23 protein-coding genes and 1 pseudogene are annotated in these 25,840 nt (G+C 41.9%); 8 read left to right on the top strand and 16 right to left on the bottom strand.

The features are described from left to right. Window positions 1–362: 362 nt before the first annotated feature. Window positions 363–1,010, bottom strand: a complete 648-nt coding sequence (locus tag V7149_RS13070; RefSeq protein WP_335346068.1) for a TetR/AcrR family transcriptional regulator — start codon at window positions 1,008–1,010, stop codon at window positions 363–365. Between the two features lie 209 nt (window positions 1,011–1,219). Here V7149_RS13070 and V7149_RS13065 point away from each other — a divergent pair, with 209 nt between their 5' ends. Beyond that, entirely contained in the window at window positions 1,220–1,954 is a 735-nt protein-coding gene (locus V7149_RS13065; protein WP_335346067.1) for a glucose 1-dehydrogenase, read from the top strand. Window positions 1,955–2,028: 74 nt separating this feature from the next. On the opposite strand, the pseudogene V7149_RS13060 reads toward V7149_RS13065, so the two are convergent. Beyond that, window positions 2,029–2,197: pseudogene (locus V7149_RS13060) on the bottom strand (thiamine pyrophosphate-binding protein); the annotation flags it as partial. A 394-nt stretch (window positions 2,198–2,591) separates the two neighbouring features. On the opposite strand from V7149_RS13060, the gene V7149_RS13055 reads away from it, so the two are divergent. Continuing rightward, complete coding sequence (locus tag V7149_RS13055) at window positions 2,592–5,039, top strand: beta-glucosidase (protein ID WP_335346066.1); 2,448 nt, start codon at window positions 2,592–2,594, stop codon at window positions 5,037–5,039. Between the two features lie 174 nt (window positions 5,040–5,213). Next, window positions 5,214–6,743, top strand: a complete 1,530-nt coding sequence (locus V7149_RS13050; protein WP_335346065.1) for a right-handed parallel beta-helix repeat-containing protein — start codon at window positions 5,214–5,216, stop codon at window positions 6,741–6,743. Between the two features lie 230 nt (window positions 6,744–6,973). Here the strand turns inward: V7149_RS13050 and V7149_RS13045 are convergent, their stop codons facing one another. The 5 genes from V7149_RS13045 to V7149_RS13025 all read right to left on the bottom strand — a co-directional run bounded on the left by V7149_RS13045 (window position 6,974) and on the right by V7149_RS13025 (window position 11,494). After that, window positions 6,974–8,095: an ABC transporter permease gene (locus V7149_RS13045; RefSeq protein WP_335346064.1), complete on the bottom strand. Its 1,122-nt coding sequence runs from the start codon at window positions 8,093–8,095 to the stop codon at window positions 6,974–6,976. A gap of 1 nt (window position 8,096) precedes the next feature. Next, a complete protein-coding gene (locus V7149_RS13040; RefSeq protein ID WP_335346063.1) occupies window positions 8,097–9,026 on the bottom strand; it encodes an ABC transporter ATP-binding protein in 930 nt (309 codons plus the stop codon). Window positions 9,027–9,484: 458 nt separating this feature from the next. Then, a complete protein-coding gene (locus V7149_RS13035; RefSeq protein ID WP_335346062.1) occupies window positions 9,485–9,910 on the bottom strand; it encodes an exosporium protein C in 426 nt (141 codons plus the stop codon). A gap of 611 nt (window positions 9,911–10,521) precedes the next feature. After that, window positions 10,522–10,986 carry a phage tail protein gene (locus V7149_RS13030; RefSeq protein WP_335346061.1) on the bottom strand — a complete coding sequence of 155 codons (465 nt, stop codon included), beginning with the start codon at window positions 10,984–10,986 and terminating at the stop codon, window positions 10,522–10,524. Window positions 10,987–11,008: 22 nt separating this feature from the next. Further along, on the bottom strand, window positions 11,009–11,494 hold the full coding sequence (locus tag V7149_RS13025; protein WP_335346060.1) for a GyrI-like domain-containing protein: 486 nt from the start codon (window positions 11,492–11,494) through the stop codon (window positions 11,009–11,011). Window positions 11,495–11,609: 115 nt separating this feature from the next. Here V7149_RS13025 and V7149_RS13020 point away from each other — a divergent pair, with 115 nt between their 5' ends. After that, on the top strand, window positions 11,610–12,578 hold the full coding sequence (locus V7149_RS13020) for a helix-turn-helix transcriptional regulator (RefSeq protein WP_335346059.1): 969 nt from the start codon (window positions 11,610–11,612) through the stop codon (window positions 12,576–12,578). A 283-nt stretch (window positions 12,579–12,861) separates the two neighbouring features. Here V7149_RS13020 and V7149_RS13015 read toward each other — a convergent pair whose 3' ends face one another. After that, on the bottom strand, window positions 12,862–13,578 hold the full coding sequence (locus tag V7149_RS13015; RefSeq protein ID WP_335346058.1) for a hypothetical protein: 717 nt from the start codon (window positions 13,576–13,578) through the stop codon (window positions 12,862–12,864). 504 nt (window positions 13,579–14,082) lie between these two features. Between V7149_RS13015 and V7149_RS13010 the strand changes: the two genes are divergently transcribed. The 3 genes from V7149_RS13010 to V7149_RS13000 all read left to right on the top strand — a co-directional run bounded on the left by V7149_RS13010 (window position 14,083) and on the right by V7149_RS13000 (window position 18,720). After that, window positions 14,083–16,599: a beta-glucosidase gene (locus V7149_RS13010; protein WP_335346057.1), complete on the top strand. Its 2,517-nt coding sequence runs from the start codon at window positions 14,083–14,085 to the stop codon at window positions 16,597–16,599. 712 nt (window positions 16,600–17,311) lie between these two features. Beyond that, window positions 17,312–17,881 (top strand): serine hydrolase domain-containing protein, encoded by a 570-nt coding sequence (locus V7149_RS13005; RefSeq protein ID WP_335346056.1) that lies wholly within the window; start codon window positions 17,312–17,314, stop codon window positions 17,879–17,881. Further along, on the top strand, window positions 17,878–18,720 hold the full coding sequence (locus V7149_RS13000) for an alpha/beta hydrolase (RefSeq protein ID WP_335346055.1): 843 nt from the start codon (window positions 17,878–17,880) through the stop codon (window positions 18,718–18,720). The genes V7149_RS13005 and V7149_RS13000 overlap by 4 nt, the downstream gene beginning before the upstream one ends. Before the next feature lie 31 nt (window positions 18,721–18,751). Here V7149_RS13000 and V7149_RS12995 read toward each other — a convergent pair whose 3' ends face one another. The 5 genes from V7149_RS12995 to rpsU form a co-directional block, all read right to left on the bottom strand. After that, entirely contained in the window at window positions 18,752–19,261 is a 510-nt protein-coding gene (locus tag V7149_RS12995) for a hypothetical protein (RefSeq protein WP_335346054.1), read from the bottom strand. A gap of 140 nt (window positions 19,262–19,401) precedes the next feature. Beyond that, window positions 19,402–20,136, bottom strand: a complete 735-nt coding sequence (locus tag V7149_RS12990) for a polysaccharide deacetylase family protein (protein ID WP_335346053.1) — start codon at window positions 20,134–20,136, stop codon at window positions 19,402–19,404. A gap of 79 nt (window positions 20,137–20,215) precedes the next feature. Continuing rightward, window positions 20,216–20,752, bottom strand: coding sequence for a hypothetical protein (locus tag V7149_RS12985; protein WP_335346052.1), 537 nt, complete (start codon window positions 20,750–20,752; stop codon window positions 20,216–20,218). A 253-nt stretch (window positions 20,753–21,005) separates the two neighbouring features. Then, the gene (locus tag V7149_RS12980) at window positions 21,006–21,449 is read right to left on the bottom strand and encodes a GatB/YqeY domain-containing protein (RefSeq protein WP_335346051.1); all 444 of its coding nucleotides are present in this window, start codon (window positions 21,447–21,449) and stop codon (window positions 21,006–21,008) included. Window positions 21,450–21,464: 15 nt separating this feature from the next. Then, window positions 21,465–21,638: a 30S ribosomal protein S21 gene (gene rpsU / locus V7149_RS12975; protein ID WP_066293305.1), complete on the bottom strand. Its 174-nt coding sequence runs from the start codon at window positions 21,636–21,638 to the stop codon at window positions 21,465–21,467. 306 nt (window positions 21,639–21,944) lie between these two features. On the opposite strand from rpsU, the gene V7149_RS12970 reads away from it, so the two are divergent. Next, the gene (locus tag V7149_RS12970; protein WP_335346050.1) at window positions 21,945–22,868 is read left to right on the top strand and encodes a Na/Pi symporter; all 924 of its coding nucleotides are present in this window, start codon (window positions 21,945–21,947) and stop codon (window positions 22,866–22,868) included. Between the two features lie 46 nt (window positions 22,869–22,914). On the opposite strand, the gene deoC is transcribed toward V7149_RS12970, so the two are convergent. The 3 genes from deoC to V7149_RS12955 form a co-directional block, all read right to left on the bottom strand. Next, a complete protein-coding gene (deoC, locus tag V7149_RS12965; RefSeq protein WP_335346049.1) occupies window positions 22,915–23,586 on the bottom strand; it encodes a deoxyribose-phosphate aldolase in 672 nt (223 codons plus the stop codon). Between the two features lie 271 nt (window positions 23,587–23,857). Continuing rightward, on the bottom strand, window positions 23,858–25,213 hold the full coding sequence (gene mtaB, locus V7149_RS12960; protein ID WP_335346048.1) for a tRNA (N(6)-L-threonylcarbamoyladenosine(37)-C(2))-methylthiotransferase MtaB: 1,356 nt from the start codon (window positions 25,211–25,213) through the stop codon (window positions 23,858–23,860). Between the two features lie 6 nt (window positions 25,214–25,219). Beyond that, window positions 25,220–25,840 (bottom strand): 16S rRNA (uracil(1498)-N(3))-methyltransferase (locus V7149_RS12955; RefSeq protein ID WP_335346047.1); only part of this gene is annotated, 621 nt, incomplete at its 5' end.

Raw genomic sequence — 25,840 nt, 5'->3', positions numbered from 1 at the left:
GCTTTATTTGATAATACAATATCTAAAGCTAATGATTCAGGAGGAATGATCGTAATATCAGGATAAACTAACCCAAATTCTTGTCGATTTAAAGAATGAAAGCAGGTTTTCATAATTGATAAAGATTCGATTAATTTTTGAACGGTATCATCATGAACTGTAATGTAATCGTTTAGCTGGCTATTATATAATTTTTTATCGTTAATATCACTAATGTCAAATTCTTGGACAAAGGCATTTATAAACTGTCCAGTTTGTGAAGTCTGTTAAGTTTGCAGAATTGCCATCGTTCACTTCATGAATACGTTTAACACAACGGTCAATTGTCGTTGTTTTATTTAATAGGACATTATTCATGATTTCTAAGCTTTAATATGTGATAAGTAGAGTTCTTTCATAATCTGTAATTGTCGCTTCGGTTTTACCTCTACATCGTAATAGTTAACTGATTTCATAAGGGCCAACTTTCGAGCGAATAAACCAAAGCTGTTTATGAGGGAAATCATGGTTTCCTTTATATTTATTTCCTTACGAATCGATCCATCGAGTTCTCCTTCTTGCATAATTCCCAACATCAAGACATAGATTTCTTCTCTAACTTCGTCATATATAACGATATCTTCCAATGGCTCCTTTGATATAGCTACATAATTTTCGAATGCATCAATAAACTTCGTAGAGTTTTTGGATGGGTGGGTAACACTCTCCGTTAGGTAATCAAATATCTTACTAAACTTTTCATACGCATTGTTTGGCTCATTGGCAATTCGTTGAAATTGATAAAGCTCTTCTTCCATTATCGATGTTGCAACCGCGACAATTAATTTATCTTTTTTTGGAAAGTATCGAAATAAAGTAGCGATGCCAATTCCTTCTTCATCAGCGATAACTTGCATTTTGACGTTTTCTAATCCAGAATCTGCAAATAATCGTTCAGCTGTTTTTATAATACCTTGGTAACGTTTGTTTCTGTTTTTTTCTCTTAATCCAGTTTTGTTGGAAGCCTCCATAACAATCTCCTTCGTTTGAATCTATTTTAGATATACATGGAATCTATTTGTTTTGCAATTATATCAGAATTCGTTTACAATTTGATTAATGATAGTTAGACTATCATTAATTTATCATGATAAAGTTATGATGAAGTGGTTTCGTAATAAAAAACATTTATGGGAATGATTACGGCGGAAGCATTCCCGAATAGAATGGAGGAAATTTAATGGGTCGATTAGAGAATAAGGTAGCAGTTATTACTGGTGGCGCACGGGGAATGGGAGCGTCTCATGTACGACTTTTTGCGAAAGAAGGAGCAAAAGTAGTCTTCACAGATTTAAATGAAGAAGGTGGAAATGCTTTAGCGAATGAATTAGGAGAAAACGTAAAATTTGTGAAGCAAGATGCAACCAGTGCAGATGACTGGGCCACAGTTATTACTGAGACTGAAAAAGCATTTGGTCCAATCAACATATTAGTAAACAACGCTGGGATCAGCATGAGTGTTCCACTAATGGAAATGACAGAAGAACAATATCGCAAAATAGTTGATATTAACCAAGTATCCGTCTTCTTAGGAATGAAAGCGGTAATCCCTTCAATGCAAAAAGCAGGAAGTGGTTCAATTATCAACATTTCGTCCATAAATGGACTTGTTGGTGGTGCGATAGGGTACACAGATACAAAATTCGCTGTACGTGGAATTACAAAAGCGGCAGCTCTTCAACTTGGTGGATTAGGAATTCGTGTTAACTCTGTTCACCCTGGTGTAATCGAAACTCCAATGGTTACACAAGGTGATGCAGTAGAACAAATAAAAGAGTTTGCAAAACACATTCCAGTTCAACGTATAGCAAAACCAGAAGAAGTATCTAATATGGTACTTTTCCTAGCATCGGATGAATCTAGCTATTCTACAGGTTCTGAATTTGTCATTGACGGTGGATTAACGGCAATGTAATAGAGTAGTTTCAACACCTCTATAAAGAGGGATAACCTTTTTATAGAGGCTTTTTTAGTGTTATAGAAATGGATATTTGTTAGTCGACCGTAAACATCTGCCATAAAAGCTGCCCCTTGTTCATGATGAACATTGATGAAATGAATCCATCAGGTCAAGGGTTTCTTTACCCATGATGCCAAAAATATACTCAACGCCCTTATTTTCTAAGCACTGAACAAGTAAATCTGTTGCTTTCGTCATACGACGCCCCTCTACCAACTTGTTTTTTCCTATTTTCCCCTGAATTTATTAAAAAACTTCATTTACTTGTGGTAAGAATAATGAAGCATAATGCTTATTAAATTTAATTTATTTTGATTGTTTATCTGGAAATCATTGCTGCTACAGTGTTTGAAAACCTTTTTAGGACTTTAGGAGCATTGCTATTCTCTTGGTTTTTGTTGGTGTTCTGCAATTAACCAGTCATACTAGCGTAATAGTATATCTCTCTAATAATGGACTTACTAGATAGTAAAGGAGAGTTTAAAAAACGAATTATTTTAATACGAATAAACAACTAGATGTGAAGGAGATATTAAGATGAAATGAATTATTTCAATTCGAATAGACAACTAGATGTAAGGGAGATATTAAGATGAAAAGAATGTTTCCAATTTTATTGACAGCAATAATCTTCATGTCTACGTTAGTAATGCCTATTAATACGATGAACGGTAGAGCGGAAGGGACCAAGCCCTGGATGAACACCAAGCTCTCTGCTGAGGAGCGCACCAAGCTGCTTCTTGACGCGATGACGATGGAACAGAAGATCCAGCAAATCGCCATCTCGCGCTTCAATGAGAACGACAAAGGTGAGACGGTCGTCATCAAAAGGGGCGGTAGTAACAAGTATATGAGCGGCGTATTCCCGCCTCAGGGTACCCTGCCCGGGTGTGAGTGGCAGGACACCGGCCGGCAGATCCGTGGAATCGAGGAACTGGGTATCCCCACAGTCCGCATGACCAACGGTGGTACGGGTGTGAAGGGCGGATCGTGTGGCAATGACCCAGTGGCGACGGGCCTGCCGTCCACCCTGGCTATGGCCGCGACCTTCAACCGAGGGCTGAACTATGAGGCCGGTCGAATCCTCGGCGCGGAGACACGTGCCTTCGCGCATCATGTGATGCTGGGACCGGGCATGAACCTCGTGCGCCACCCGTATAATGGCCGGAACTATGAGTACTTCAGTGAGGACCCATACCTGACTGGTACCCTGGCGACCGAGCAGGTCAAGGGCATCCAAAAACAGGGGGTCCAGGCCCAACTCAAGCATCTAGCTGGCAACGAGCAGGAAACCGAGCGGTGGACGATGGGTGTCCAGGTTCCCTCAAAGGCCATGAATGAGCTGTACATGCTGCCATTCGAGATGACCGTCAAGAATGCTGACCCGGCCTCCATGATGTGCTCGTTCCCGGATGTCAACGGAATTTATGCCTGTGACAGTTCTGAATTGCTCCAAGATGCTTTGCGGCGCAACTGGGGCTTCGACGGTTGGGTCATGAGTGACCGTCGCGCGATTCACAACACGGTCGCTGCCATCAAGGCGGGTACGAATGTCGAGCTCGATTGGGCACCACAATACTACACTCAAGAGAAGATCAAGAAGGCCCTTGACTCGGGTCAGGTGACAGAGAACGACATTGACAATCTACTTCGTCCACGGTATATCAAAATGATTGAGTACGGCCACATGGATGAGCCTTTCAACAAGTTCCTACCGGAGATTGTCGACCTGAAGGCCAACGGCGCTAGCGCGCGGAAGATGGCCGAGGAAGGTTCTGTGCTATTGAAGAACAATGACGGCTTCCTGCCACTGGACGGCAAGCCGAAGTCAATCGCGCTGATCGGCGTCGAGTGGTTCGCTGGTATTGCCAAGATGTCCCCGCGCTCCGTTCGGGACGACAATGAGAACGTCGTGACCTCTTATACGGTCACACCAAAACAGGGCCTAGAGAATGTGATCAAGGAGCTGGGCTATGGCACCAAAGTGACGTACAATGATGGCCGTGACCCGAAGGCTGCTGCTAAGCTTGCCGCTGAGTCCGATGTCGTGCTTCTCATGATCGGCGACAACCCGCATGAGACCAAGGACCGCGAGACACTCGGCTTCCCGGCTATCGACCTTGACAAGAACCCGGATCGAGTGGACTGGGTGGAGCAGGAGCCGATGATCGACGCTGTTCTGAAAGCCAACGCAAAGAACACGGTTGTGGTCCTGAAAACTTCCGGTACGGTGCTCATGCCGTGGCTGGATAAGGTCCCTGCAGTGCTTGAGGCTTGGTATCCGGGAATGGAGGATGGCAATGCCGTCGCCAATCTGCTCTATGGTAAGGTCAATCCGTCCGGCAAGTTGCCTATGACGTTCGGTGCCACTGATCGTGAGGCCGCCTTCGCGACCGAGAAGCAGTTCCCTGGAACCCGTCAAGACACTGGCAAGCCAGGAGGCCCTGGCCCGTACGGTGATGGTTCCGACCAGCTAATTGCCCAGTATACAGAGGGCCATAAGATGGGCTACCGCTGGTACGAGGCCAACAACGTGAAGCCTGTCTTCCCATTTGGGTACGGCCTGTCGTACACGACCTTTAAGTATGCCAACCTCAAGGTGAAGAGGGTTCGCGGTGAAGGAGGTGGCCCAGGAGGTGCGTTGTCTGGTATTGACGTGTCCTTTACCGTCACGAACACGGGTGGCGTTGCCGGCAAAGAAACCGCCCAGGTCTATTTGACCCTGCCAGAGGAGGCGGGACAGCCAGCCAAGCGACTCGTCAACTTCGAAAAGGTTTACCTTGAGCCTGGTAAGAGCGAGCGAGTGACTTTGCGGATTAATCAGGCTGACTCCAATCACCCGTTCTCCTACTTCATTCCGAAAGAACCGGACAACCTTGCGAACTGGGCTGATGGCAAGTGGGTTACCGCTGACGGAAAGTACGGTGTACATGTCGGCGGTTCCTCAGCAGACACCCCGTTAAAAAAGGACGTCCCGTTGAACTTCAAACTCAGCAGGGACAAGAGCAAGGGCAAAGGCAAAGATAAATCACATCGATAGGCCCTTGGCCATGGGATGACATCGGCGACCCGGCAGGGATTGTCAGGCATCTCGAAGGTGGTGAGCCCGCGGGCTCGGTGAATCAAGCCGAGGCCCGCGGGCTCATTGCTTTTCTCGACACCTTCATAGGCGACGAATGGACGAAAAGAGTTAAGGAAGGACGTGAGAAGTATTATGAAGGAATCCGTTCGAAAAAGCAGGCGAGGTCCGGCGTATTTGTGGTGGGTGGCCCTTGGCCTGATGGCCCTCTTGACCGCATGTACCGTTGAGGAATCCGAAGGGCCGATTGGGAGCGATGACGCCGTGGAACCCGCCCCGTCCGGGCACGGTGACTGGCAGGTCCCGGGCTTGGTAGACCGGTCCGGTGCGCCGATCGAGGTGCCGACACCAGGTCCGGCCACAGGCAGGACCCTGTACGTCACAGACTTCGGGGCAGATCCGGATCCGGACTCACAAGACGATGCAGCAGCCATCCGAGCGGCCTTGGACGCGGCTGAACCAGGTGACGAGGTCGTACTGCCAGCCGGCACATATGACCTGCGCTCCACTGACCCGGCCGACAAGTCGGCGAACATCGTGTTGCGCAGTGGTGTAGACCTGCGCGGTGAGGGCCAGGAACGGACTGTGCTGCTGACCTCCCTCGATGGCGAGGATAACAGCCGGGTGATCCGTGGCTCGGGCATTCACGATGTCATCATCGCTGACTTCACCATTACCTCCCGTCATGAGGGTCCCCTCGGAGATGACCCAGACAACGGCAATGCGGGTGGCGGCCCGATGTACGGGATTTACCTCGGAGCCCTCAAACGGAAGGCTAGTTCACAGGTACTTGTGGAAAACGTGGGCATTCGCAGGTTCGAGCGCCACGGGATCTCCGTCAAGGCAAGCCGTGAAGTGACCCTCTCTGGAAACTACGTAAGTGAGGCAACTGCTGTCGGTCCAGGCGGACAGGGCTACGGCATCGCTATCGAGGGCTCAGCGGACCAGCACGACCCGGATGCCACCAATGATTCCCGGCACAATGTCGTTATCGGTAATACCTTTAATGGCAGGCATCTGAGGCACGCCATTCTGCTTCAGTTCCCCACACACAACAATCTCGTGGCGGAGAACACTATCACCGGCAGCCACCTCGACGCAATCGACCTGCACGGCGAGGGTGAGTATCTGAACGAGATCCGGGACAACACGGTTATCGGCGGGCAGGGGGCGGGCATCGCGCTGGGAAATTCCGGCGGGTCCAAGAACAAGCACGATGCCTCAGGACCTGGAAACTGGGTGCACTCCAACGATTTGATTGGAAACCGTCAGGGAATCCTCGTCATCCTAGGAACTCCTGAGACCCTCATCGAGGATAACAGGATCACCGCCGGGAAGGGTTCGAAGGCTGGCATCGAGGTCCGCAATGCGCCAGGCACAGAGTTGCACGGTAATCACATCACTGGAGGGACTGACGGGTTCTGGGCGATCCGGCTCAGTGAGGACCGCGGTGCTGACGGACGGGGCAAAGGAATCCCTTCAGGCATCAGGATCGAGTGCAACGTCATTCGACAGGCCGCCAATGGCATTAGGATCGATGCCGGGAAGGACCTCAGATTGGTCGAAAATGTCGTTGATGGCATCGACGGAGCCAAGCTGAGGGTGGCCGATGGGATCGAGGTGATCCAGCGGTTTCCTACAAAAACGCAACGGTGCGAAAGTTGAGTACTAGTCATTTTTATTATAACTTCTATAAAGAACCCAGCCTTCATGAAAAAGAGGGCTGGGTTCTTCTAAAAAGTTCACTCATTTTTCATATAAACCGAAGGCGCGACTAGCGGATAGGAACTAGTCGGGCCTTTGGAAATTAGGGGCAGGATTTTTTTGCGAAATTTTGATAATCCAAGAAGAATTAATAAATTTGAGGTAATAGTACCGTCCTTTGTTTCATCGTTTTACCTGGTTGACACAATTGATTTTCTTTTATATAACAAGGAACCAATGATAAAGGCAATTCCACCCCAAAGAAGCATGTTTCCAAAACCAAACCAAAGAGAGGGTGAAAGAATAGAAGTATTATAGACCATACTGTCTCTTAGACCGTCTGCAAAATAGGTGAGCGGAAGAATGTTTGAAACAGGATGCAGCCATTCGGGCATTGTTTCAACCGGAAAGAAAATACCGCTTACAAACATCATCAGAAAGCTGACAATGTTTGCTGCTCCCATGTAGGCCTCATTTGTATTGCTAAAAGAAGAAATAAAATAGCCAATTGCATTGAAGGAGAGGGCTCCGATTAAGATGACCAGCAGTAAACTAGGGAAATTAATAAACAAATTAGCCCCGAATAGGAATACGCCAATTAAGGATAAGAGAATGATTTGAATGATGCTAAATAACAGGCGCATCACCATATCACTAAGACCAAAGATCCCCATTTTTGCCGGGGTCATCCGCAGCCTTTTTATTAACCCTTTTCTGCGCATATCCACTAAGTCAACCATTCCGAATAAGCCGCCTTGGGCAATTGATAAAGCAATCATTCCAGTTAAGAGAAAATCAGTATACTTTAATTCCTGGCTGCCTGAGGAAATGGTTTCAAATTGCTGCTCATAGGTTGGGGTTGCACCAACTGCTTGCAAGTTTGCCTGCTGAATAAATTTATCCAGAATACCCGAAACGACTTGGGTTGATACACTTTGTTCATTTTCTTTGTTTACGATCAGTTTAATCGATGTTGCCTGTGCTGATTCTGGCAAAATGATGGCAGCATCAACTTCCTTCTCTTTTACTAAAACTTTTGCTTTATCTTCATTAACAGAATCATTTCCACTTGCTTTAATAATAGGAATTTGTTGTAATTGCTTAGCCATCATAGTAGACGTTTCATTTGAAGATTCATTAACAATAACAACTTTCGTGCTGAAATCATCATTTGAACCACCGCCAAATATCGTCATAAAGATGACCATTAAAATAATTGGAAAAAAGATCCCCCAAAACCACGCTTGTTTTTCACGGAATGTTAATTTTAATTGAGCAAGGAACATTTGTTTAAATTGCTTGAGATTATTCATCTTAATCCCTCCACTCCTTACCGGTATAAGCGATAAAGACATCTTCAAGACTCATTTCGTGAATCGAAACTTGCTCGACTTGATATTCCTTGTCTTTTGTAAATTTAAATAGGTCAAAAAGTAAATCCTCGGGTTTAATGGTCCATAGCTTAAGTGCGGCGTCTTCACGTACTGTCCGTGTTACAGAATCAAGAGCTTTTGCAAAAAGCTCTGCATCATGGGCGGCTTTCTCTCCATCAAGGAAGGATAATCGAACCTCTCTTTCATTTGTTAATTTTTCTATTAATGCGGAGGGGGAATCCAAGATTACGACCAACCCCTGGTCAACGATGCACACCCTGTCGCTTAGTTTTTCCGCTTCTTCCATGTAATGAGTTGTGAGAATAGTCGTTTTCCCTAATTTCTTAAGCTCAAGAATGATCTCCCAAACATTGCGTCGTGCCTGGGGATCGAGTCCGGTTGTTGGTTCATCAAGAAATACGACTTCGGGATCACTAATCATGGCAAGCCCGATTGCAAGTCGTTGCCGCTGACCGCCAGATAGTTTCTTGACTTGATTCTTTCGGTGCTCGGTCAGATTTACCAATTTGAGAATTTCCTCAGTTGACCGTGCCTTATCGTAAAATGAAGCAAATAGATTCAAATTTTCTTCAGGGGTCAATAAGTCAAACATGGCACTAGATTGCGGCTGTACACCGATTTTTCTTTTAATGGTTATTGCGTGCTTGTTCCAGTTCAATTCGCCAAACTGTATTTCTCCATGATCAGGCGTAACCAAGCCTTCAATCATCTCAAGTGTTGTTGTTTTTCCTGCCCCATTTGGTCCGATGATGGTAAAAATCTCTCCTTCTTTTACAGAAAAGCTAATATCTTTAACGGCTTGAATGGAACCGAAGGATTTTTTTAAATTCCGAACCTCTAAAATATTCATAGTCACATCACCTTTCCTTGAAAACCAGCCATTTTCACAAAATTCCTAATTCAAAAAATATTACCAAGTTATTCCTATGTTGTTGAATATTAAAAGATTCATGAATTTCAGAGAAAACTCAGGGCTGGATTAGCAACGGTGGAGAATCCCTTCTTTTGACGAATTCTTTTTCTTCATTTGTAGAATTAATTGCCAATGCAGAGTATTTACATGGAGCCTCTAGTGGCAGGCTCCTGAGGGTCAGAAGCCAAGTACCTTTAAGGCTGGGCTATGTCTTGTAGGCTAGCGTGCCCACCTTTATATGGGAAAGAAAAAAGCATAAACAAAGAGATATTCCGCCTTGTTTATGCTTTGAAAACGATAATTTACTTTATTTCATATAAATCAACAAATCATGTATACCACAAATTTGTATTGGGCATAAACATGGACCCCGATGCATAAAAGAGCAATCATCGTTAGCTTTTTATAGCTAGTCCACTAAAAGAAACGGGTCCGACAACGTTTGCTTGAGTGTTGGGGGTAATATTCTCAACAGTAAGCTGATAGAAGTTGGCGCCAGATTTTAAATTGAAATCAATGGCTTGAAATGTAAAGGTATAGTTTACCTCTGATTCAGGGTCTGATTCCACTCCATCTTGAGTATTAAAGATTTCTTTCCCATTGCGAAAGATTCTAAATACAATTTGAGCAATATTTGTAATTCCTTCCACACCCACGGTTGCAACTAGCTCAACTTTATTATTTCTTGAAGCATTGGCCGGGATGTTTAGTTGAATCGAGGCTAAAAGAAGTTTAAAAGGAGCTTGTGGAATTGTAATAGCGTTCTCTGGGTTAAAACTGCTTAGAGGCTCGGTTGCTTGATAATCAAGAACTTGTACCATTTTATCACCTCCTTTTGCATGATTCTATAAGATATGCTTTTTATCAGAGCCCGATCGTGCATTAAACTAAGCCGTGCTATTTTCTAAACTTTGTTTAATAAAACTGTTCTGGAGCATCTCGCTAGGGACGGTTACAACGTGAAATAGATAGGATTGAAGAAGTGTCATAAAGCATGAGAAATAAATTTCAAGAAAAAACGATAGTCTAGACAAAGAAGAGGTAATAAAAGTTTTAAAAAACTTTAATGAACTGTTTAACAAAGCAGAAGTAGAGGAAAGAAAGCAACTTGTAAGGTCACAAAAAAAAGAGGTTCACATGAATTGGAAGGAGGTTAAGAAGATAACCTTCTGATTTTCCTCAGACAATGCTTTATCATCTCATAAAGTGAGCAGAACCGTACCATAAGTAAATGGGGCTTTGTGAAAAAAGTAAAAGCACCTTCTATTATGATAGAGAGGTGCTGTTTTGTTATATGATATTTGTTGCAAGAATGGTCATTTTTGCTCTTGGAGCAAATTTGATACAATCAGGATTTTCATATCCAAATGAAGAAAAAGAATGACCAATGATAAAAGATTGATGAATTCCTTCTCTTGCACTTTTACTTACTTTAATATTCTCCTTTAATTACAAAAAACGAGCCTCGAATTGTTCCAGCTAGTTTAGACTTCTGCCTAGCAAACTTAAAATTCCCTTCTAATTCCTGTGGTACCTCCATCCCCTCAGAAAGCTTAAAACCAACAGCCCGCTTCTTAGAGCCATCAACCGTATACATGACGTTGACCGAAAGACCATCCTCATAAAAGACGTAGGCCATTTTGATATGTTCCACTTGAAAACGCGATGTTTCTAAAGGTTTGGCTGCAAACTCAATATCACGTTCTTCTTTCAAAATTCGGTTCACATAATCAAGGGTCTCCTGGCTTTCGCTAGCTGGTACAACCGTAAATTCATGCTTGTATTTGTTCATAAAGTAACGGGCTTCATTTGCACGTAAACCAGCGAGCGCTTCTGCTACAGGTGAAGACTCTAAACCAATTGTAGACACATTTTTAAAATCAACGATATAGTGCATTTCCAACCTTCCTTCTATCTCATTATTTCCTAACTACAGGAATCCACATTTCACCATAAAAGACTCCGTTTCGCTGCTCCATCACAACCGCTGCATTAGGTCCACCAACATAGGCAACATTGTTTGCTTCTTGTAAGGCTTGACCAAAAGCAATACCAGTAACTTTATTACTCAATTCATCTAAAGTATTACCTTCCCCTTTAACAACTAAGTATTCACCCTTAGGAAATTGGATAACTCTAGTTTCTCCTAGTTCTGGTGCCGCTGCCTCTGTCATGACGCCAGCATAATGCATCATCTTGTTATTCACGGCTTCGTTCACGATAAAAACGTAGTCGTTTGTGGCTATCGCTTTTAAAGTATCTAGCCTTCCATCTTGGCTGACGGCCTGCCAAAAGTCTGCCTTTTCCTTGTTTATACCTGCATAGTCCCTGTAGTCGCTCTTAAGCTCAGTTCCAGTGCCTAAAACGGTAAAGCTGTCTTTTTCTTCTATAGTGTAATTTGCCATGTGCAAAACCTTCTTTCTTTTTAATTTATATTAATCAAATGATTTGTCTTTTCACTTGATGAGTTTATAATAGCCTTAAATCATGTCAAAAAATGATACTGTTTAGGGGATCCCGATGAAAAAAGTTGAACGGATTAATACTATCATGCGGTATATCAACAACCGNNACCGCGCCCGCTTTACAATTTCTGAAATCATGCGAGAATTTAATATCTCCCGTTCGACCGCTATTAGAGATATCAGAGAAATTGAAGCCATGGGGATGCCGCTTGTTGCTGAAGTTGGAAGGGATGGGGGTTATATTGTCATGAACAACTCTGTCCTTCCCGCTGTTCGCTTTACCGATAATGAGATTAAAGCTCTTTTTATTGCCTTTATGGCCACAAGAAATCAACAACTCCCTTATCTTAAGAGTCGTCAGTCTTTAGCTGAAAAATTACTTGGCCTCATCTCAGAAAACCAGCAAGATGACCTTGTTCTTTTAAATCAAATCTTGCTTTTTGAAGGGACAAACCCCAATAATCCCGACCTGCTTGATTTGTCGGACCTACCCGATCCAATGTTAGAAAAACTCATCCAAATCCTCCTTTTGGATAGCTATTTATTGATTACAATCAAGGAAGAGAAGATAACAAAGTCTTATTCAATTTATCTCTTGCACCTTTATCATGAAAAAGGCGTTTGGCTGATTGAAGGCTATGACTTAAAGGATGAAGAGAGGAGGATTTTCCCTGTTGACAATCTCACCAATGTTAAACCATACCCTGCGAAAAAAAGAATAAATAAGAAAAAGATTTTAGAAAAACTAAGTAAGGAGGAAGAAGTAGTTAACCTTGTCCTTGATCTTGGTCCAAAGGCGATTGCCCAGTTCAAAAAATACCATCCTTTAAAAATTTCCATTTCCTATACGAATCCTTACCAAACCACAGCCATTCTAAAGACCTTTATCAATGTTAATAATCCCGAAGAATTGACTGAAATAACAAATTGGCTTCTTTTTCTAGGTGGGGATATCAAGGCTAGGGAAGTGCCAGAAAAAGTTTTAGAAGTTATACAAGGGAGATTATCCTTATTTTGCCCATAAGTAGTTCCAGTTAAAACCCAAATAATTATGGGCTTGGCCAACTGCCAGTTACCCTTTATTTTCGCACACCCAAAAGAGATGGGGGGTTCCGAATGTTGGTAATAGTTTAAAAGGGTAATAGCACTTTTATCAGTACTGTTCCTTATTCATTTTATTAAAAAAGGTTTAATCTTATTTAGATGTGTTACGGGGAACCGTATCATAAATAGAGGCGTTTTTTTATAGCTAGAAGGAAAAAAATGATCGGCTGTTAAGGTTTTGCCGCCTATTAGGCAGCAGAACCTTACCCGCGCCACACAGGTTTCTCCGTTTTCTTAATAAGTTTGGATTTCCTTATTGTTTCATACATTTTTTTGGTTAGAAATATGGCAAAGAGATCGTTGCCACCGTATAAGGAGTATAGCCTTTCATTGGATCCGGCTTCATGTAAGAGCAAATTCACAACGGAAAAGGTTCTATTTGTAGCCAACTCCCATAAAACTAAATGGTTGTCGATTTTGTCATCCAAAATTAAGAACCTTTTATGATTAACAATAATCTCATAAGTATCTCCAGTATGAGATTGTTCGTAGCTCTCGATTGTAATACCTTCTTTTATTAGAAAAGGTGCAATTTCTTTAAAAAATTGACCAATGAACCCTTCAGCTAAATCCTCGGCATCGGACTTATACATTCTTTGTGTTTCATTCCAAAAGAGATAGCCTGTTTTATTTGACCTTTTTTTCAGTTCTTCGACAAGTTGATTATCGGCATGTTTATAAAATCCCAAAGCCTCTAATTCTGTTAACAATGACTTGATTCTCTTACTTCGACTCCAAGTCAGAATCCTTTTGGCAAATTTATTAAAGAAATGCCATATATCTTTTTTATAAATTCCTATTAACCTTACAATAAAGTAGATAAGCAGGAACATTAAAACGAACCCCATGTTTGTTTCATCCCCAATTCTACATAAATGCTTCCCGGCTAGTAATTCACCACTTAATTTTACATTTAACATATATACAAGATTATCCTGCTTCTTTACCCAAAGTATTTTTAAAAATAAAATGCCGCTTAAACAGGTGAGGTGAACCTTATCATAAGTAAATGAGGTTATAGGAACTTGGGAATTCCATCATGCAAATAAGAGGCAATACTTATTTCATTCATTACATGCCATCTTCGATTGGACTCCCAAATATTATATTAAAAAAGTTTATTTTATAAAAAAAGTTCTTCCAGCCTGTTTCAGTATATTTAGAATAATGCTCATTTAAATTTATTTATTTTGATTGTTTATTTGGTATATCAATGATTTTCTCAGTGTTTTAATACGTTTTCAGGACTTTACGATTATTACTAATCTCGTGGTTTTTGTTAGTGATCTGTAATTAACCGTTAATACTAGCGTAATAGTTTTTCTCTATACTGATATACTTAATCGGTTAGTAAGGGAGAGAATACGATGATAAAACGAATTATTTAAATACTAATAGACAAATAGAGAGTGAAGGAGATTAAGATGATAAAACGAATTAATTCAATTTTTTTGACAGCAACGATCTTTATGTCTTCGTTAGTAATTCCTGTTAATGCGGAGAACGGTGGAACGGAAGGGACCAAACCTTGGATGAACACCCAGCTCCCTGCTGAAGAGCGCACCGAGCTGCTTCTCGATGAGATGACGATGGAACAGAAGATCCAGCAAATCGCCATCTCGCGCTTCAATGAGAACGACACCGGTGAGACGGTCGTCATCAAAAGGGGCGGTACTAGCAAGTATATGAACGGCGAATTCGAGCCACAGGGTACCCTGCCCGGATGTGAGTGGCAGGACACTGGCCGACAAATCCGTGGGATCGAGGAACTGGGCATCCCCACAATCCGCATGACCAACGGTGGTACAGGCGTTAAGGGCGGATCGTGTGGCAATGACCCGGTAGCAACGGGCCTTCCATCTACCCCGGCTATGGCAGCGACATTTGACCGCGAGCTGAACTATGAGGTTGGCCGAATCCTCGGCGAGGAGACACGGGCTTTCGCGCATCACGTGTTGCTCGGACCGGGAATGAATCTCATTCGTCACCCGTACAATGGCCGTAATTATGAGTACTTCAGTGAGGACCCATATCTGACAGGTATCTTAGCGACCGAGCAGGTCAAGGCCATCCAGGACCAGGGGGTCCAGGCACAGCTTAAGCACTTGGCTGGTAACGAGCAGGAGACTGAGCGATGGACGATGGGCGTCCAAGTTCCCTCAAAGGCCATGAACGAGCTTTACATGTTGCCATTTGAGATGACCGTTAAGGATGCTGACCCGGCTTCGGTGATGTGTTCGTTCCCGGATGTCAACGGCACCTTTGCCTGTGACAGCTCTGAATTACTCCAAGATGCCCTACGCAACAACTGGGGCTTCGATGGTTACGTTATGAGTGACCGTCGCGCAATTCACGACACGGTGGCTGGCATTAAGGCGGGCATGAATGTTGAGCTCGACTGGGCACCGCAGTACTACACTGAAGAGAAGATCCAGGAGGCACTCGACTCAGGTCAGGTGACCGAGGACGACATCGACAATCTGCTTCGTCCGCGTTACATCAAGATGATCCAGTTTGGCCACATGGATGAGCCTTACGACAAGTTCCTGCCGGAGATCGTCGATCCGATGGCTAATGGCGCTAGCGCATTGAAGATAGCTGAGGAAGGGTCCGTGCTGTTGAAGAACGACAACGGTTTCCTTCCACTGGACGGCGAGCCGAAATCGATCGCTCTGATCGGCGTTGAGTGGTTCGCTGGTGAGGCCAAGATGTCTCCGCGCTCTGTTCGGGACAACAACGAGAACGTCGTGACACCGTACACGGTCACTCCACAGGAGGGCCTAGAGAATGTCATCAAAGAACTTGGCTACGACACCGAAGTGACGTACAACGATGGCCGTGACCCGGAGGCTGCTGCCAAGCTGGCCGCTGAGTCCGACGTCGTGCTACTCATGATCGGCGATAACCCACATGAGACTGTGGATCGTAAGACACTCGGCTTCCCTGCCATCGACCTCGACACGAACCCGGACAGAGAGGACTGGGTTGAGCAGGAGCCGATGATCGATGCAGTCCTTAAGGCCAACGCTGAGAACACCGCTGTGGTACTGAAGACTTCCGGTACGGTGCTCATGCCGTGGTTGGATGAGGTCCCAGCTGTCCTTTCTGCGTGGTTCCCGGGCATGGAGGATGGCAATGCCGTCGCTAACCTGCTCTACGGTAAGGTCAATCCTTCCGGCAAGCTGCCGATGACGTTCGGTGCCACTGAGCGTGAGGCCGCATTCGCGACCGAGGAGCAGTACCCTGGAACCCGTCAAGACACTGGCAAGCCAGGTGGCCCGGGCCCGTACGGTAACGGTTCCGACCAACTAATTGCCAAGTACACAGAGGGCCTTGAGATGGGCTACCGCTGGTACGAGGCAAACAACGTGAAGCCGGTCTTCCCGTTTGGTTACGGCTTGTCGTACACTACTTTCGAATATGATGACCTTAAAGTGAAGAAGGTCCAAGGTAAAGGCTCGTTGTCCGGTATTGACGTGTCCTTCAAGATCAAGAACACAGGTGACGTTGCCGGTAAAGAAGCAGCACAGGTCTATCTGACCCTACCAAACGAGGCAGGGCAGCCGACTAAGCGCCTTGTTAACTTTGAGAAGGTTTACCTTGAGTCTGGTGAGAGCAAGCAGATGACTCTGCGTATTAACCATGCTGACTCAAACCACCCATTCTCCTATTTCATTCCGGAAGAACCGGACAACTTGGCGAATTGGGCTGACGGTCAGTGGGCAACTGTTGACGGAAAGTACCGCGTGCATGTCGGTGGTTCCTCAGCAGACACTCCGTTAGAAAAGGATGTCCCGTTGAACTTCAAACACAGCAAGGACAACAGCAAGGGGAACGGAAACAACGGAAACAACGGAAACAACGGAAACAACGGAAATAATGGTAACAATGGAAATAAAGGAAATAACGGGAATAACGGAAACAACAACTCCCAACGTTAGGCCTCTGGCCATGGGATGACGTCTGCGGCCTGGTAGGGGTCGTCAGGCATCCCGAATATAGTGAGCCCGCGGGCCTCGGCGTGAATCGCCGAGCTCGCGGGCTCACTGCTTTTCTCGACACCTCCATGGGCGACGAGAGGAACGAAAAGTGTCAAGGAAGGATGTGAAAAGTCTGATGAAGGGATTAGTTCGGGACAGTCGGCGCGGTAATCTAAGTACTTATATATTCTAACTAGATTATATAAGTAATACGCTTAAGGCTATTTATTGTTTATATACTGATTAGTATTAGTATAAAACTATATTATTTTAGACCGCTGAAGAGCGGTCAATCACCCTATTGGCTTGTCATAGCTTAGGGTAATTTTTTTATCCATTTAATGATAAGTTTGTTTTTACTTTTTCGCTTGTCTAGGTTTTAGTCTTCTTGCGAACATTTACGTCTTCGGTCTCCTAAAGAGCACATCATAGGGCAGGGGTTACCTAAGTTGCCTATATCCTCTTACGACACTCCTTCCATTGGGGTTTTCAAATTATACTGAACTGTCTTGTAAATATAGGTTGTTTAAATTGCAAGTGTTTCAATTAGGGCTTTCCGTCATGGATATGAATGGTATGCTTCCTGAGCATTTTCTGGGAAAAATGTCATAATGGCTGCCCGAATACGTAAAAATGAAAAAGAGTAGATGCATAAAAAGAGGGAGATGGGGAAATGGAGAAGGCGAAGGTGCAAATGGAAATTGAACAATTTTTCAAGAAAAGAGTAGAAAAAGACCCCAAAATTCAAAATGCTTATTTGCGTGTTCATTCAGAGAAGCATGGGGTTGATTTCAAAATGGCTGCTGGAGAAGAAGCTATCCACCCCGAACAACCATTTTATATTGCTAGTATTAGTAAACTGTTTACGTCCGTATTGTTTGGACAGTTAGTCGAACAGGGGCAGTGTTCATACGAGGACAAAATTTCAAAGTATTTGGATGCTGAAATATTAACGAATCTGCATATTTACAAAGAGAAGGATTATTCAAACGAAATCAAAATCAAACATTTATTAAATAATACCTCTGGCCTAAATGATTTCGTAGAGGATAAGCCGGTAACAGGAAAGTCAATGCCTGACTTGCTTGTTGAAGAACCAAATCGAATATGGACTCCGCTTGAAGTGATCAATTGGGCGAAGGAGAACATGGAAAACCATTTTCATCCAGGAGGAGGATTCCATTATTCCGATACGGGATATCATCTATTGGGATTTATTTTACAAATCGGCTTATGTACATGAAGAAAAAGGAAGATCAATTTATTATTGATCGGGAAAAAGAAGCCGGGCGTCTCAATCCAATCGAATATGAAAGCCTGCCAAAAACAGAAGTGCTCATCCCTTCTCCCTTTGGTTATCCTCTTAAAACTGTGATTGCAGAACCCTTTCCAAACAATCGCTTCGTCATCATTGCACATGGAGTAACAGAAAATAAGATGAATTCCATTAAATATATGAATCTGTTTTTGGAGCGCGGATTTAACACGGTTATTTACGATCACCGCAGGCATGGAGAGTCTGGTGGAAAAACGACTAGCTTCGGTCATTATGAAAAATTTGATTTAAAGGCAATTGTTGATTGGCTCCGTGAAGAAAAAGGATCTGATATTTTGCTCGGTATCCACGGGGAATCGATGGGAGCGGCAACGATGCTGTTATATGCGGGCAGTTTAGAGGATGGAGCGGATTTTTATATTGCCGACTGTCCATTTTCCGATTTTAAACAATTGCTCGCACACCGATTAAATTCAGATATGAAACTACCTGCCTCTGTCATCCTACCCATTGCCGATTTGTTTTTACGATTGCGGCAAAAATATGCCATTAAACAGGTGTCTCCCATCTCAGTGATTGGCAACATTCAAAAGCCCGTTTTATTTATTCACAGTGAAAAAGATGACTTTATTCTGCCTTATATGACCAAGGATTTATATGAACGGAAAAAGGGGCCCAAACAGCTTTACATGGCTCCAAATGGCATTCATGCTCAGTCATTAAATGAAAATCGAGAGGACTATGAAAAAGCCATAGACGAGTTTTTAAATGATTTTGTTTTCTTCAAATCCCAACAGAAGGCCTGATTCCCTTAGGCCTTTTTTATTCGGGCATGATCTAGTTTTTTAATATTCCTCTCGCCGTCTCATAATCTCCTAATTTTATATAGTACCGTCCTCCTTCTTTTTCAAAGATAGGAACATTTTCAAGCTTTCCATTTTCCCCGAATACGAACACTGATTGAATATCCTCATGTTCAATCTTTCCATAAATAACTGGAAGGCGGTTTTCCAATATCCCCCTATGATCATATTCGTAAAAAACATCCTTATAGACAGTCATCCAGTCGTTTTCATCATGCTCCCAATGATTATGCCCCGCGTTTTCCCATCCATCCCGATCATTTCCTTTTAAAAATGCTACTGTTACGGCGTCAATCGTTTCTTCGCTGATCTTCTGTTTCGTTACATATAGAAGAATGATTCCATCCTTTACCTTTTCCTTATGAATGACTTCCTTCACATTAAATGGGATATCCTTTTCTATGACCCGATCCATTGTTGAACCTGAACAAGCTGCTAATATCAGGACCGCAAACAAAAGAGAAGCGATCCATTTAAGCTTCACTTTATCTTCCCCTCCGTTCCTCTGCGTCCTTATCATTTAATGAGAAAAGACTATAAAACATACTTACTTTTACTTATTTAGGTAAATATAACTAGAGGCTGTTCGGAAAGTCAGGTTTTTGACTTTCTGAACAGCCCCCTTTAGGTTTCATCAACTATCTTTGCGAACTCCTCAAGACTTGTTGAATACTTAATATAAATTCTCGGTAAAACATACAATTCATCTTTTATACCCTTTTCAGAAAATAATTCGGGAGTGGTTGAGAGTCCGTATAAATAGTATTTCTTTGTTTCCTCTATAACCTTGGCATTGAAATTTCCGTAAGGGTAAGAGAGAGCAATAACCGGTTTACCTGTTATTTTTTCAATTTTCTCCTTAGACTTTTGTAGTTCATATTCAAAATTTGTGATTTTCGTTAAATCAGGATGGGTGGCAGTATGAGATTGTATTGAAAAAAAGGGCGAATCAGCCATATTTTTCAAGTCTGATTGCGATAATCGATTGGCGCGGCCAATAAAGTCGGAAATAACAAAAATAGTTCCCGTTGGTTTAAACTGTTCATTTTTTAGTTTTTGAAAAATAGCCATTATATTTAAGTTGTTTTTGTATCCATCGTCAAAGGTAATGAAAATGGGTTTGTTCACTTTATGAATATCTTGCCACCGTTCAAAAGTTAATAATGTGTAGCCGTGATCTCGTAAATACATCATTTGCTTCTCAAAATTCTTTGGAGTTACATATAACTCTTTAGAGCCATGGCCGTGGTACTCGTCAATGGAATGGTAAATTAATATCGGTATTTTTTTATCCGCCAAGGTGTGTGATGGAATAAATAAGATAAGAAGACATAGAAAAAACATTGCAGTCTTTTTCAAAAAAATTCCTCGCTTTGTCTATTTTCTTATCTTTATTATTCCTGAAATTATTTTTTTTACCGGCCAATCTCAATCATTGCTAATTAAAAAAGGCTTTAGCAATTTCTATTAATCCTTCTTGTTCTTCTTTTTCCACAAAACTTGCTTCTCTCCATGAAGTGGAAATAGAGATTAAAAATTTCCGAGAGTTATCTTCTTTAATAAAGTAAATATTATGATATTCTTTACTATACAAAAAGTCTATTCCATCTTCTTTTATATTCGTGTACCCTACTAAGTTTTCTGTCGTGTGCATTTCTTCTTTAACAGGGCTTATTATCATTTGAATGCTTTGCCCTTCTTCTAAACTCATTACCTTGCTCTCATAGCTAAGGAATAATTGGGAAATATCAGATGTTAAAACACCATCCTTAGTGATATATTCCAAATTATTTTTTTTTGCTTCTTTATACATTTCATCAGCTAAATTCACATCACTTCTTGGAGTATCATAATACAGGGTTCCTGATATAAGTGCTAAATTATTATCTTGTAATTCATTCTTTAAATGAAGAAATCCCCTAATATCATCTGGAATTTGCGTTACACTTCTAATTTCCTCTTCATTATATAGCATCGTTAACCCTGACCCTCCAATTTCCTCGTAGCCTTCTACTGCTAAAAAGTATTTAAATTGGCCTTTCGGAATATCCTTCTTAATCTCAAAGCTCTCCCCTCCCTCCAAAACAATGCATCTAGTTCTTTTACGTATTCAACTAAAAAAGGTTTCATACTTGGCTAATTTTTTTATGAATATTTTGTCTCTTTACTAACTATTAAAAAAGACCGAAAGCGAATGCTCACGGTCTTTTATACAATGGTTTTGTTTTTTATGAAAGGTGTTGTTGTACAAGTTTATTTACAAGTGCTCCATCTGCTTTGCCTTTTACTTTCGGCATAATGGCAGCCATTACCTTACCCATCTCAGCTTTAGATTTTGCACCTATTTCAGCAACCGTTTCTTGTACGATCTTTGAAACCTCATCTTCAGAGAGCTGTTTAGGCATATATAGTTCGACATACTGAAGTTCAGTATGAATTTTTTCAACAAGATCTTCACGACCTGCTTTTTCAAATTCATGGAGGGAATCCTTGCGTTGTTTAACTTCGCGAGAAAGGACAGTAAGCTCTTGATCTTCGGATAAGTCTTGTCCATGCTTAATTGCTTCATTCTGCAAGGCAGCTTTAATCATCCGAATAACAGTTAGCTTATCTTTTTCTTTGTTCCTCATCGCTTGTTTCATATCCTCATTTAAACGTTCGAGAAGACTCATAATGGACACCCTCTCTTAATACTTACGTTTTCTTGCAGCCTCAGACTTTTTCTTACGTTTAATACTAGGTTTTTCGTAGAATTCGCGCTTTCTTGCTTCTTGTATAGTACCAGACTTAGATACAGTACGTTTAAAGCGACGAAGAGCATCTTCAAGCGATTCGTTTTTACGAACGACGGTTTTAGACATTCTCTTTCCCTCCCTCCGAGCACAACACACTTACACCAACATGGATTTTTCCATGTACTTTGCAATTATAATATAACCGTGAATCAAGGTCAACTGTTAATAGCCCCCTCAGAAGTGTTTTTCACAATGAAATTCAACAGCAGCATCGCTCCAATGTACATGCCATAAATTTTCCTGCTATTTTCGACATAAACCTTCATAGTACTAGTTGAAAAACCCTATTATTTAAAGAGTGCGGTCATAAAAAAGATAAAAAGGCATGTCCTAGGCTCAGTTGCCATACATATAGAGATAGGGGGTGGGAGCTTGACCCAGCTATTTTTATTTATTTTATTCATTGGACTTTTTATATACGGAATGACCTTGCTTCGATCAGGTCTATATAATTTATCTGGGGATTCTTTAAAAAATGTACTAACTAAATTAACAGCCACTCCTTGGAAAGGATTATTAGCGGGCATAGGCATAACTTGTATATTGCAGAGCAGCTCAGCGGTGATGATTATTATGATCGGGCTCATTTCTGCAAGGCTGCTTTCATTTCCTCAGTCGATTGGAATTATTTTAGGAACGAATATTGGAACAACGTTAACAACTGAATTAATTACATTTGATATTGAATCTTTCCTTATTCCTTTTGCCCTTTTAGGTGCTGTATTATTATTGATTGGGAACAGAAATGTAAGGAGTATTGGATTAATCTTACTAGGTATATCTGCAGTTTTTGCAGCGATGGGGGGATTCGAATATTTAGCAGGGCCATTAAGATCGATTGAATTTGTCAATCAACTATTAATTGAATTAAAAGGAAGTTACCTTTTAAGTATACTTGCTGGAACTATTATTACAGCAATCATTCAGTCCAGTACTGCGACTACAGGCATCATTATGGGCTTTCTATCTGGAGGAGCATTCGGGCTGGACACAGGAATAGCAATCATGCTTGGTTCCAATATTGGAACATGTGTCGATGCTTTTTTAGCATCATTATTGGGAGGAAAAGAGGCAAGGCTTTGCGCGTACGCTCATATTTGGCTAAATGTCATCGGAGTTGTGATTTTTTATCCATTTATCAGCTTCCTGACTTCCCTCGGTCTGCAATTAGCATCCGCACCAGATGTCCAGCTCGCACATATCGGTGTTATCTTTAACGTTATCACATCTTTAATGGTACTTCCATTTGCTACTCAATTTGGGAAAATAATCATTAGAATCCACGGACGTCATTAACTAACTGTCAACCCAAAAGAAAAAATGCCGGAGATCCGGCATTTTTTTAGTAGTCTGAATCGCTTGTTAATCCGTTAACGATTGCTGCTCCTGAGCTTGCTCCAATTCTTGTTGCTCCCGCTTGAATCATCTTCTGTGCATCCTCTGCACTTCTTACGCCGCCAGAAGCCTTGACACCGATGTTTGGACCCACTGTTTTTCTCATTAGAGCGATATCTTCAACAGTTGCTCCGCCAGTAGAGAAGCCTGTTGACGTTTTTACAAAGTCTGCTCCAGCTTTTACAGATATTTCACATGCTCTAACCTTTTCTTCTTCGGAAAGTAGAGAAGTTTCAATAATCACCTTTGTTAAAGCCTTTCCTTTTGCTGCATTCACTACAGCACGGATATCTCTTTCGACTAATTCATGATCTCCGCTTTTTAATGCTCCAATATTGATCACCATATCTACTTCAGTTGCACCGTTTTCAATTGCATTTTTAGTTTCAAATTCCTTTGTTTCGGGCGTTGAAGCACCTAAAGGAAAACCAATTACTGTGCAGACTTTTACATCTGTTCCGCTCAATAATTGACTTGAAAGCTTCACCCAAGCAGGATTTATGCACACTGATGCAAATTGATATTCTTTCGCTTCAGCACAAATTTTTTCAATTTGCTCCTTAGTTGCATCTGCTTTTAGTAATGTATGATCGATCATTCCAGCTACGTTTTTCGCCATTATAATGACTCCTTTCAAACTAACAAGTTGTACGTACCTCTTACATCATATCACTCATAAGAAAAAATTTCGAGTTGAATAATTATGAGCAGGTTTCATTTGCATAAATAACTTGTTTTATATTAATAAACTTATTATTCCAATTTAAAAGGGCATTATTTAGTTTATTAATTTTTATCATTTATTATTTGCTATTTTAAAATAAAGGAATGAGTAAAGAGCTAATCGCAATCGATTAGCTCTTTACATATTATCATTTAATTAGAATGTTTTATACTGCTGCTTCTTCTTCACAATTTTCCAGTTCATCTAATACTCGGACAAATTGTCCATCGTTATATGGGTATCCGGCTTTTGTGATTTTTACTTTCACAATTTTTCCGACCATTTCTTCAGTTGCTTGGAAAACAACTTTAAGATAATTATCAGTATAGCCGACATATAGTCCGCCTTCCTGCTGTTCCTTGAATTCTTCCTCAGGAATGACTTCCAGAACCTCTCCCTCAAATTGGGATGCGTATTCTTTTGCAAGCTGGTCAGATAAAGAAATTAAGCGATGAACACGTTCATTCTTCACTTCTTCGTCTATTTGATCTTCCATTCTGGCTGCTGGCGTTCCTGTTCGTTTAGAGTAAGGGAAAACATGCAGCTCTGAGAATTTATGTTCTTTAATAAAATTATACGTTTCCATAAATTCCTCTTCTGTTTCACCTGGGAAGCCGACAATGACATCAGAAGTAACTGCTAAACCTGGGAGAGCTTCTTTTAAGCGATCTAGACGTTCGCCGAAGAACTCCATTGTATATTTTCTGCGCATTCTTTTTAGAACCGTATTTGACCCTGACTGCAGCGGGATATGAAGATGTCTTACGATCATGTTAGATTGATTAATAACCTCAATAACTTCGTCCGTAATCTGGCTTGCTTCTATAGAGGAGATTCTGATTCGCTTTAATCCCTTTACTTGTGCTTCTAAATCACGAAGGAGCATTGCCAAGTTATAATCTTTCATGTCCTCTCCGTAGCCGCCTGTATGAATACCTGTTAAGACAATTTCTTTATAGCCAGCATCCACTAATTGCTGTGCCTGGCGAATAACTTCTTGCGGGTCTCTTGAACGCATTAATCCGCGTGCCCAAGGAATGATACAAAATGTGCAGAAGTTATTACAGCCTTCTTGTATTTTAAGGGAAGCACGTGTACGATCTGTAAAAGCAGGCACATCAAGCTCTTCATATACGCGGCTTTTCATAATATTGCCTACCCCGTTAATCGGCTGGCGTTCTTGCTTGTATTGAGCGATATAATCTAGCATTTTCACGCGATCCTGCGTTCCTACTACGATATCAACCCCTGGGATGGCCATAATTTCTGCTGGAGAGGTTTGGGCATAACAGCCTGTCACACAAATAACCGCATCCGGGTTTTTTCGAATCGCTCTACGGATAACCTGACGGCTTTTCTTATCTCCGGTATTCGTAACCGTACAAGTATTAATGACATAAACATCGGACATTGATTCAAAATCGACCCGATCATATCCTGTTTCTTTAAATAATTGCCAAATGGCCTCTGTTTCATAATGATTCACTTTACAGCCAAGTGTATGAAATGCAACTGTAGGCATATTTTTTCACTCCATTAGTTCAAAATGATAGGAAACAGCTGATAGTGCATAAAGCGGTGCCGTTTCCGTTCTTAATATCCGTGGACCTAACCCGCAAGCCTGAAAACCGTTTTCTTTTAATAAAGAGACTTCCTGCTCAGTTAATCCGCCCTCAGGTCCAAATACGATCATAAGTGATTGGCCATGTTGAATGTTAGCCATGGTTTTATATAGTTGAGATTTCTCTCCTTGCTTCGCTTCTTCTTCAAAAGCAATCAGCTTATAGTCATACTTCTCGCTTGCTTTAATTAAAGCTTTCATATTTTGAGGAGCCATGACTTCAGGTAAAATGGTTCGATGAGACTGCTCAGCCGCTTCTTTGGCAATTTTCTGCCACCGTTCGACTTTCTTTGCGCCCTTTTTCTCATCCCATTTTACTACTGAGCGTGCTGAAATAAAAGGGATAAATCGATATGCTCCAAGTTCAGTTCCCTTTTGGATAATCCATTCCAGCTTATCCCCTTTAGGCAATCCGCTCACAATTGTTATATAGATCGGCAATTCAGGGGACCCTTCTTCCCATTTTACAACTTCTGCAATCACTTTTTCAGCGGTAATTTCTACAATTGAGCAAACAGCACTTTTTTT

Source organism: Bacillus sp. JJ1503 (genome assembly GCF_036965125.1).
Lineage (GTDB): Bacteria > Bacillota > Bacilli > Bacillales > Cytobacillaceae > Cytobacillus.
Note: the sequence above shows the minus strand (reverse complement) of the source record. Positions and strands in the feature narration are given on the sequence as shown.

What these genes read in the sequence shown, in the direction of transcription:
- V7149_RS13010 (WP_335346057.1), top strand. Translation starts at nt 14,083, where the DNA reads ATGATAAAACGAATTAATTCAATTTTTTTGACAGCAACGATCTTTATG.
- V7149_RS13030 (WP_335346061.1), bottom strand. Translation starts at nt 10,986, where the DNA reads ATGCACTATATCGTTGATTTTAAAAATGTGTCTACAATTGGTTTAGAG.
- V7149_RS13035 (WP_335346062.1), bottom strand. Translation starts at nt 9,910, where the DNA reads ATGGTACAAGTTCTTGATTATCAAGCAACCGAGCCTCTAAGCAGTTTT.
- mtaB (WP_335346048.1), bottom strand. Translation starts at nt 25,213, where the DNA reads ATGCCTACAGTTGCATTTCATACACTTGGCTGTAAAGTGAATCATTAT.
- V7149_RS13050 (WP_335346065.1), top strand. Translation starts at nt 5,214, where the DNA reads ATGAAGGAATCCGTTCGAAAAAGCAGGCGAGGTCCGGCGTATTTGTGG.
- V7149_RS13005 (WP_335346056.1), top strand. Translation starts at nt 17,312, where the DNA reads ATGGAGAAGGCGAAGGTGCAAATGGAAATTGAACAATTTTTCAAGAAA.
- V7149_RS13055 (WP_335346066.1), top strand. Translation starts at nt 2,592, where the DNA reads ATGAAAAGAATGTTTCCAATTTTATTGACAGCAATAATCTTCATGTCT.
- V7149_RS12980 (WP_335346051.1), bottom strand. Translation starts at nt 21,449, where the DNA reads ATGAGTCTTCTCGAACGTTTAAATGAGGATATGAAACAAGCGATGAGG.
- rpsU (WP_066293305.1), bottom strand. Translation starts at nt 21,638, where the DNA reads ATGTCTAAAACCGTCGTTCGTAAAAACGAATCGCTTGAAGATGCTCTT.
- deoC (WP_335346049.1), bottom strand. Translation starts at nt 23,586, where the DNA reads ATGGCGAAAAACGTAGCTGGAATGATCGATCATACATTACTAAAAGCA.
- V7149_RS13045 (WP_335346064.1), bottom strand. Translation starts at nt 8,095, where the DNA reads ATGAATAATCTCAAGCAATTTAAACAAATGTTCCTTGCTCAATTAAAA.
- V7149_RS13070 (WP_335346068.1), bottom strand. Translation starts at nt 1,010, where the DNA reads ATGGAGGCTTCCAACAAAACTGGATTAAGAGAAAAAAACAGAAACAAA.
- V7149_RS13065 (WP_335346067.1), top strand. Translation starts at nt 1,220, where the DNA reads ATGGGTCGATTAGAGAATAAGGTAGCAGTTATTACTGGTGGCGCACGG.
- V7149_RS13000 (WP_335346055.1), top strand. Translation starts at nt 17,878, where the DNA reads ATGAAGAAAAAGGAAGATCAATTTATTATTGATCGGGAAAAAGAAGCC.
- V7149_RS12985 (WP_335346052.1), bottom strand. Translation starts at nt 20,752, where the DNA reads ATGCTATATAATGAAGAGGAAATTAGAAGTGTAACGCAAATTCCAGAT.
- V7149_RS13040 (WP_335346063.1), bottom strand. Translation starts at nt 9,026, where the DNA reads ATGAATATTTTAGAGGTTCGGAATTTAAAAAAATCCTTCGGTTCCATT.
- V7149_RS13025 (WP_335346060.1), bottom strand. Translation starts at nt 11,494, where the DNA reads ATGGCAAATTACACTATAGAAGAAAAAGACAGCTTTACCGTTTTAGGC.
- V7149_RS13015 (WP_335346058.1), bottom strand. Translation starts at nt 13,578, where the DNA reads ATGTTAAATGTAAAATTAAGTGGTGAATTACTAGCCGGGAAGCATTTA.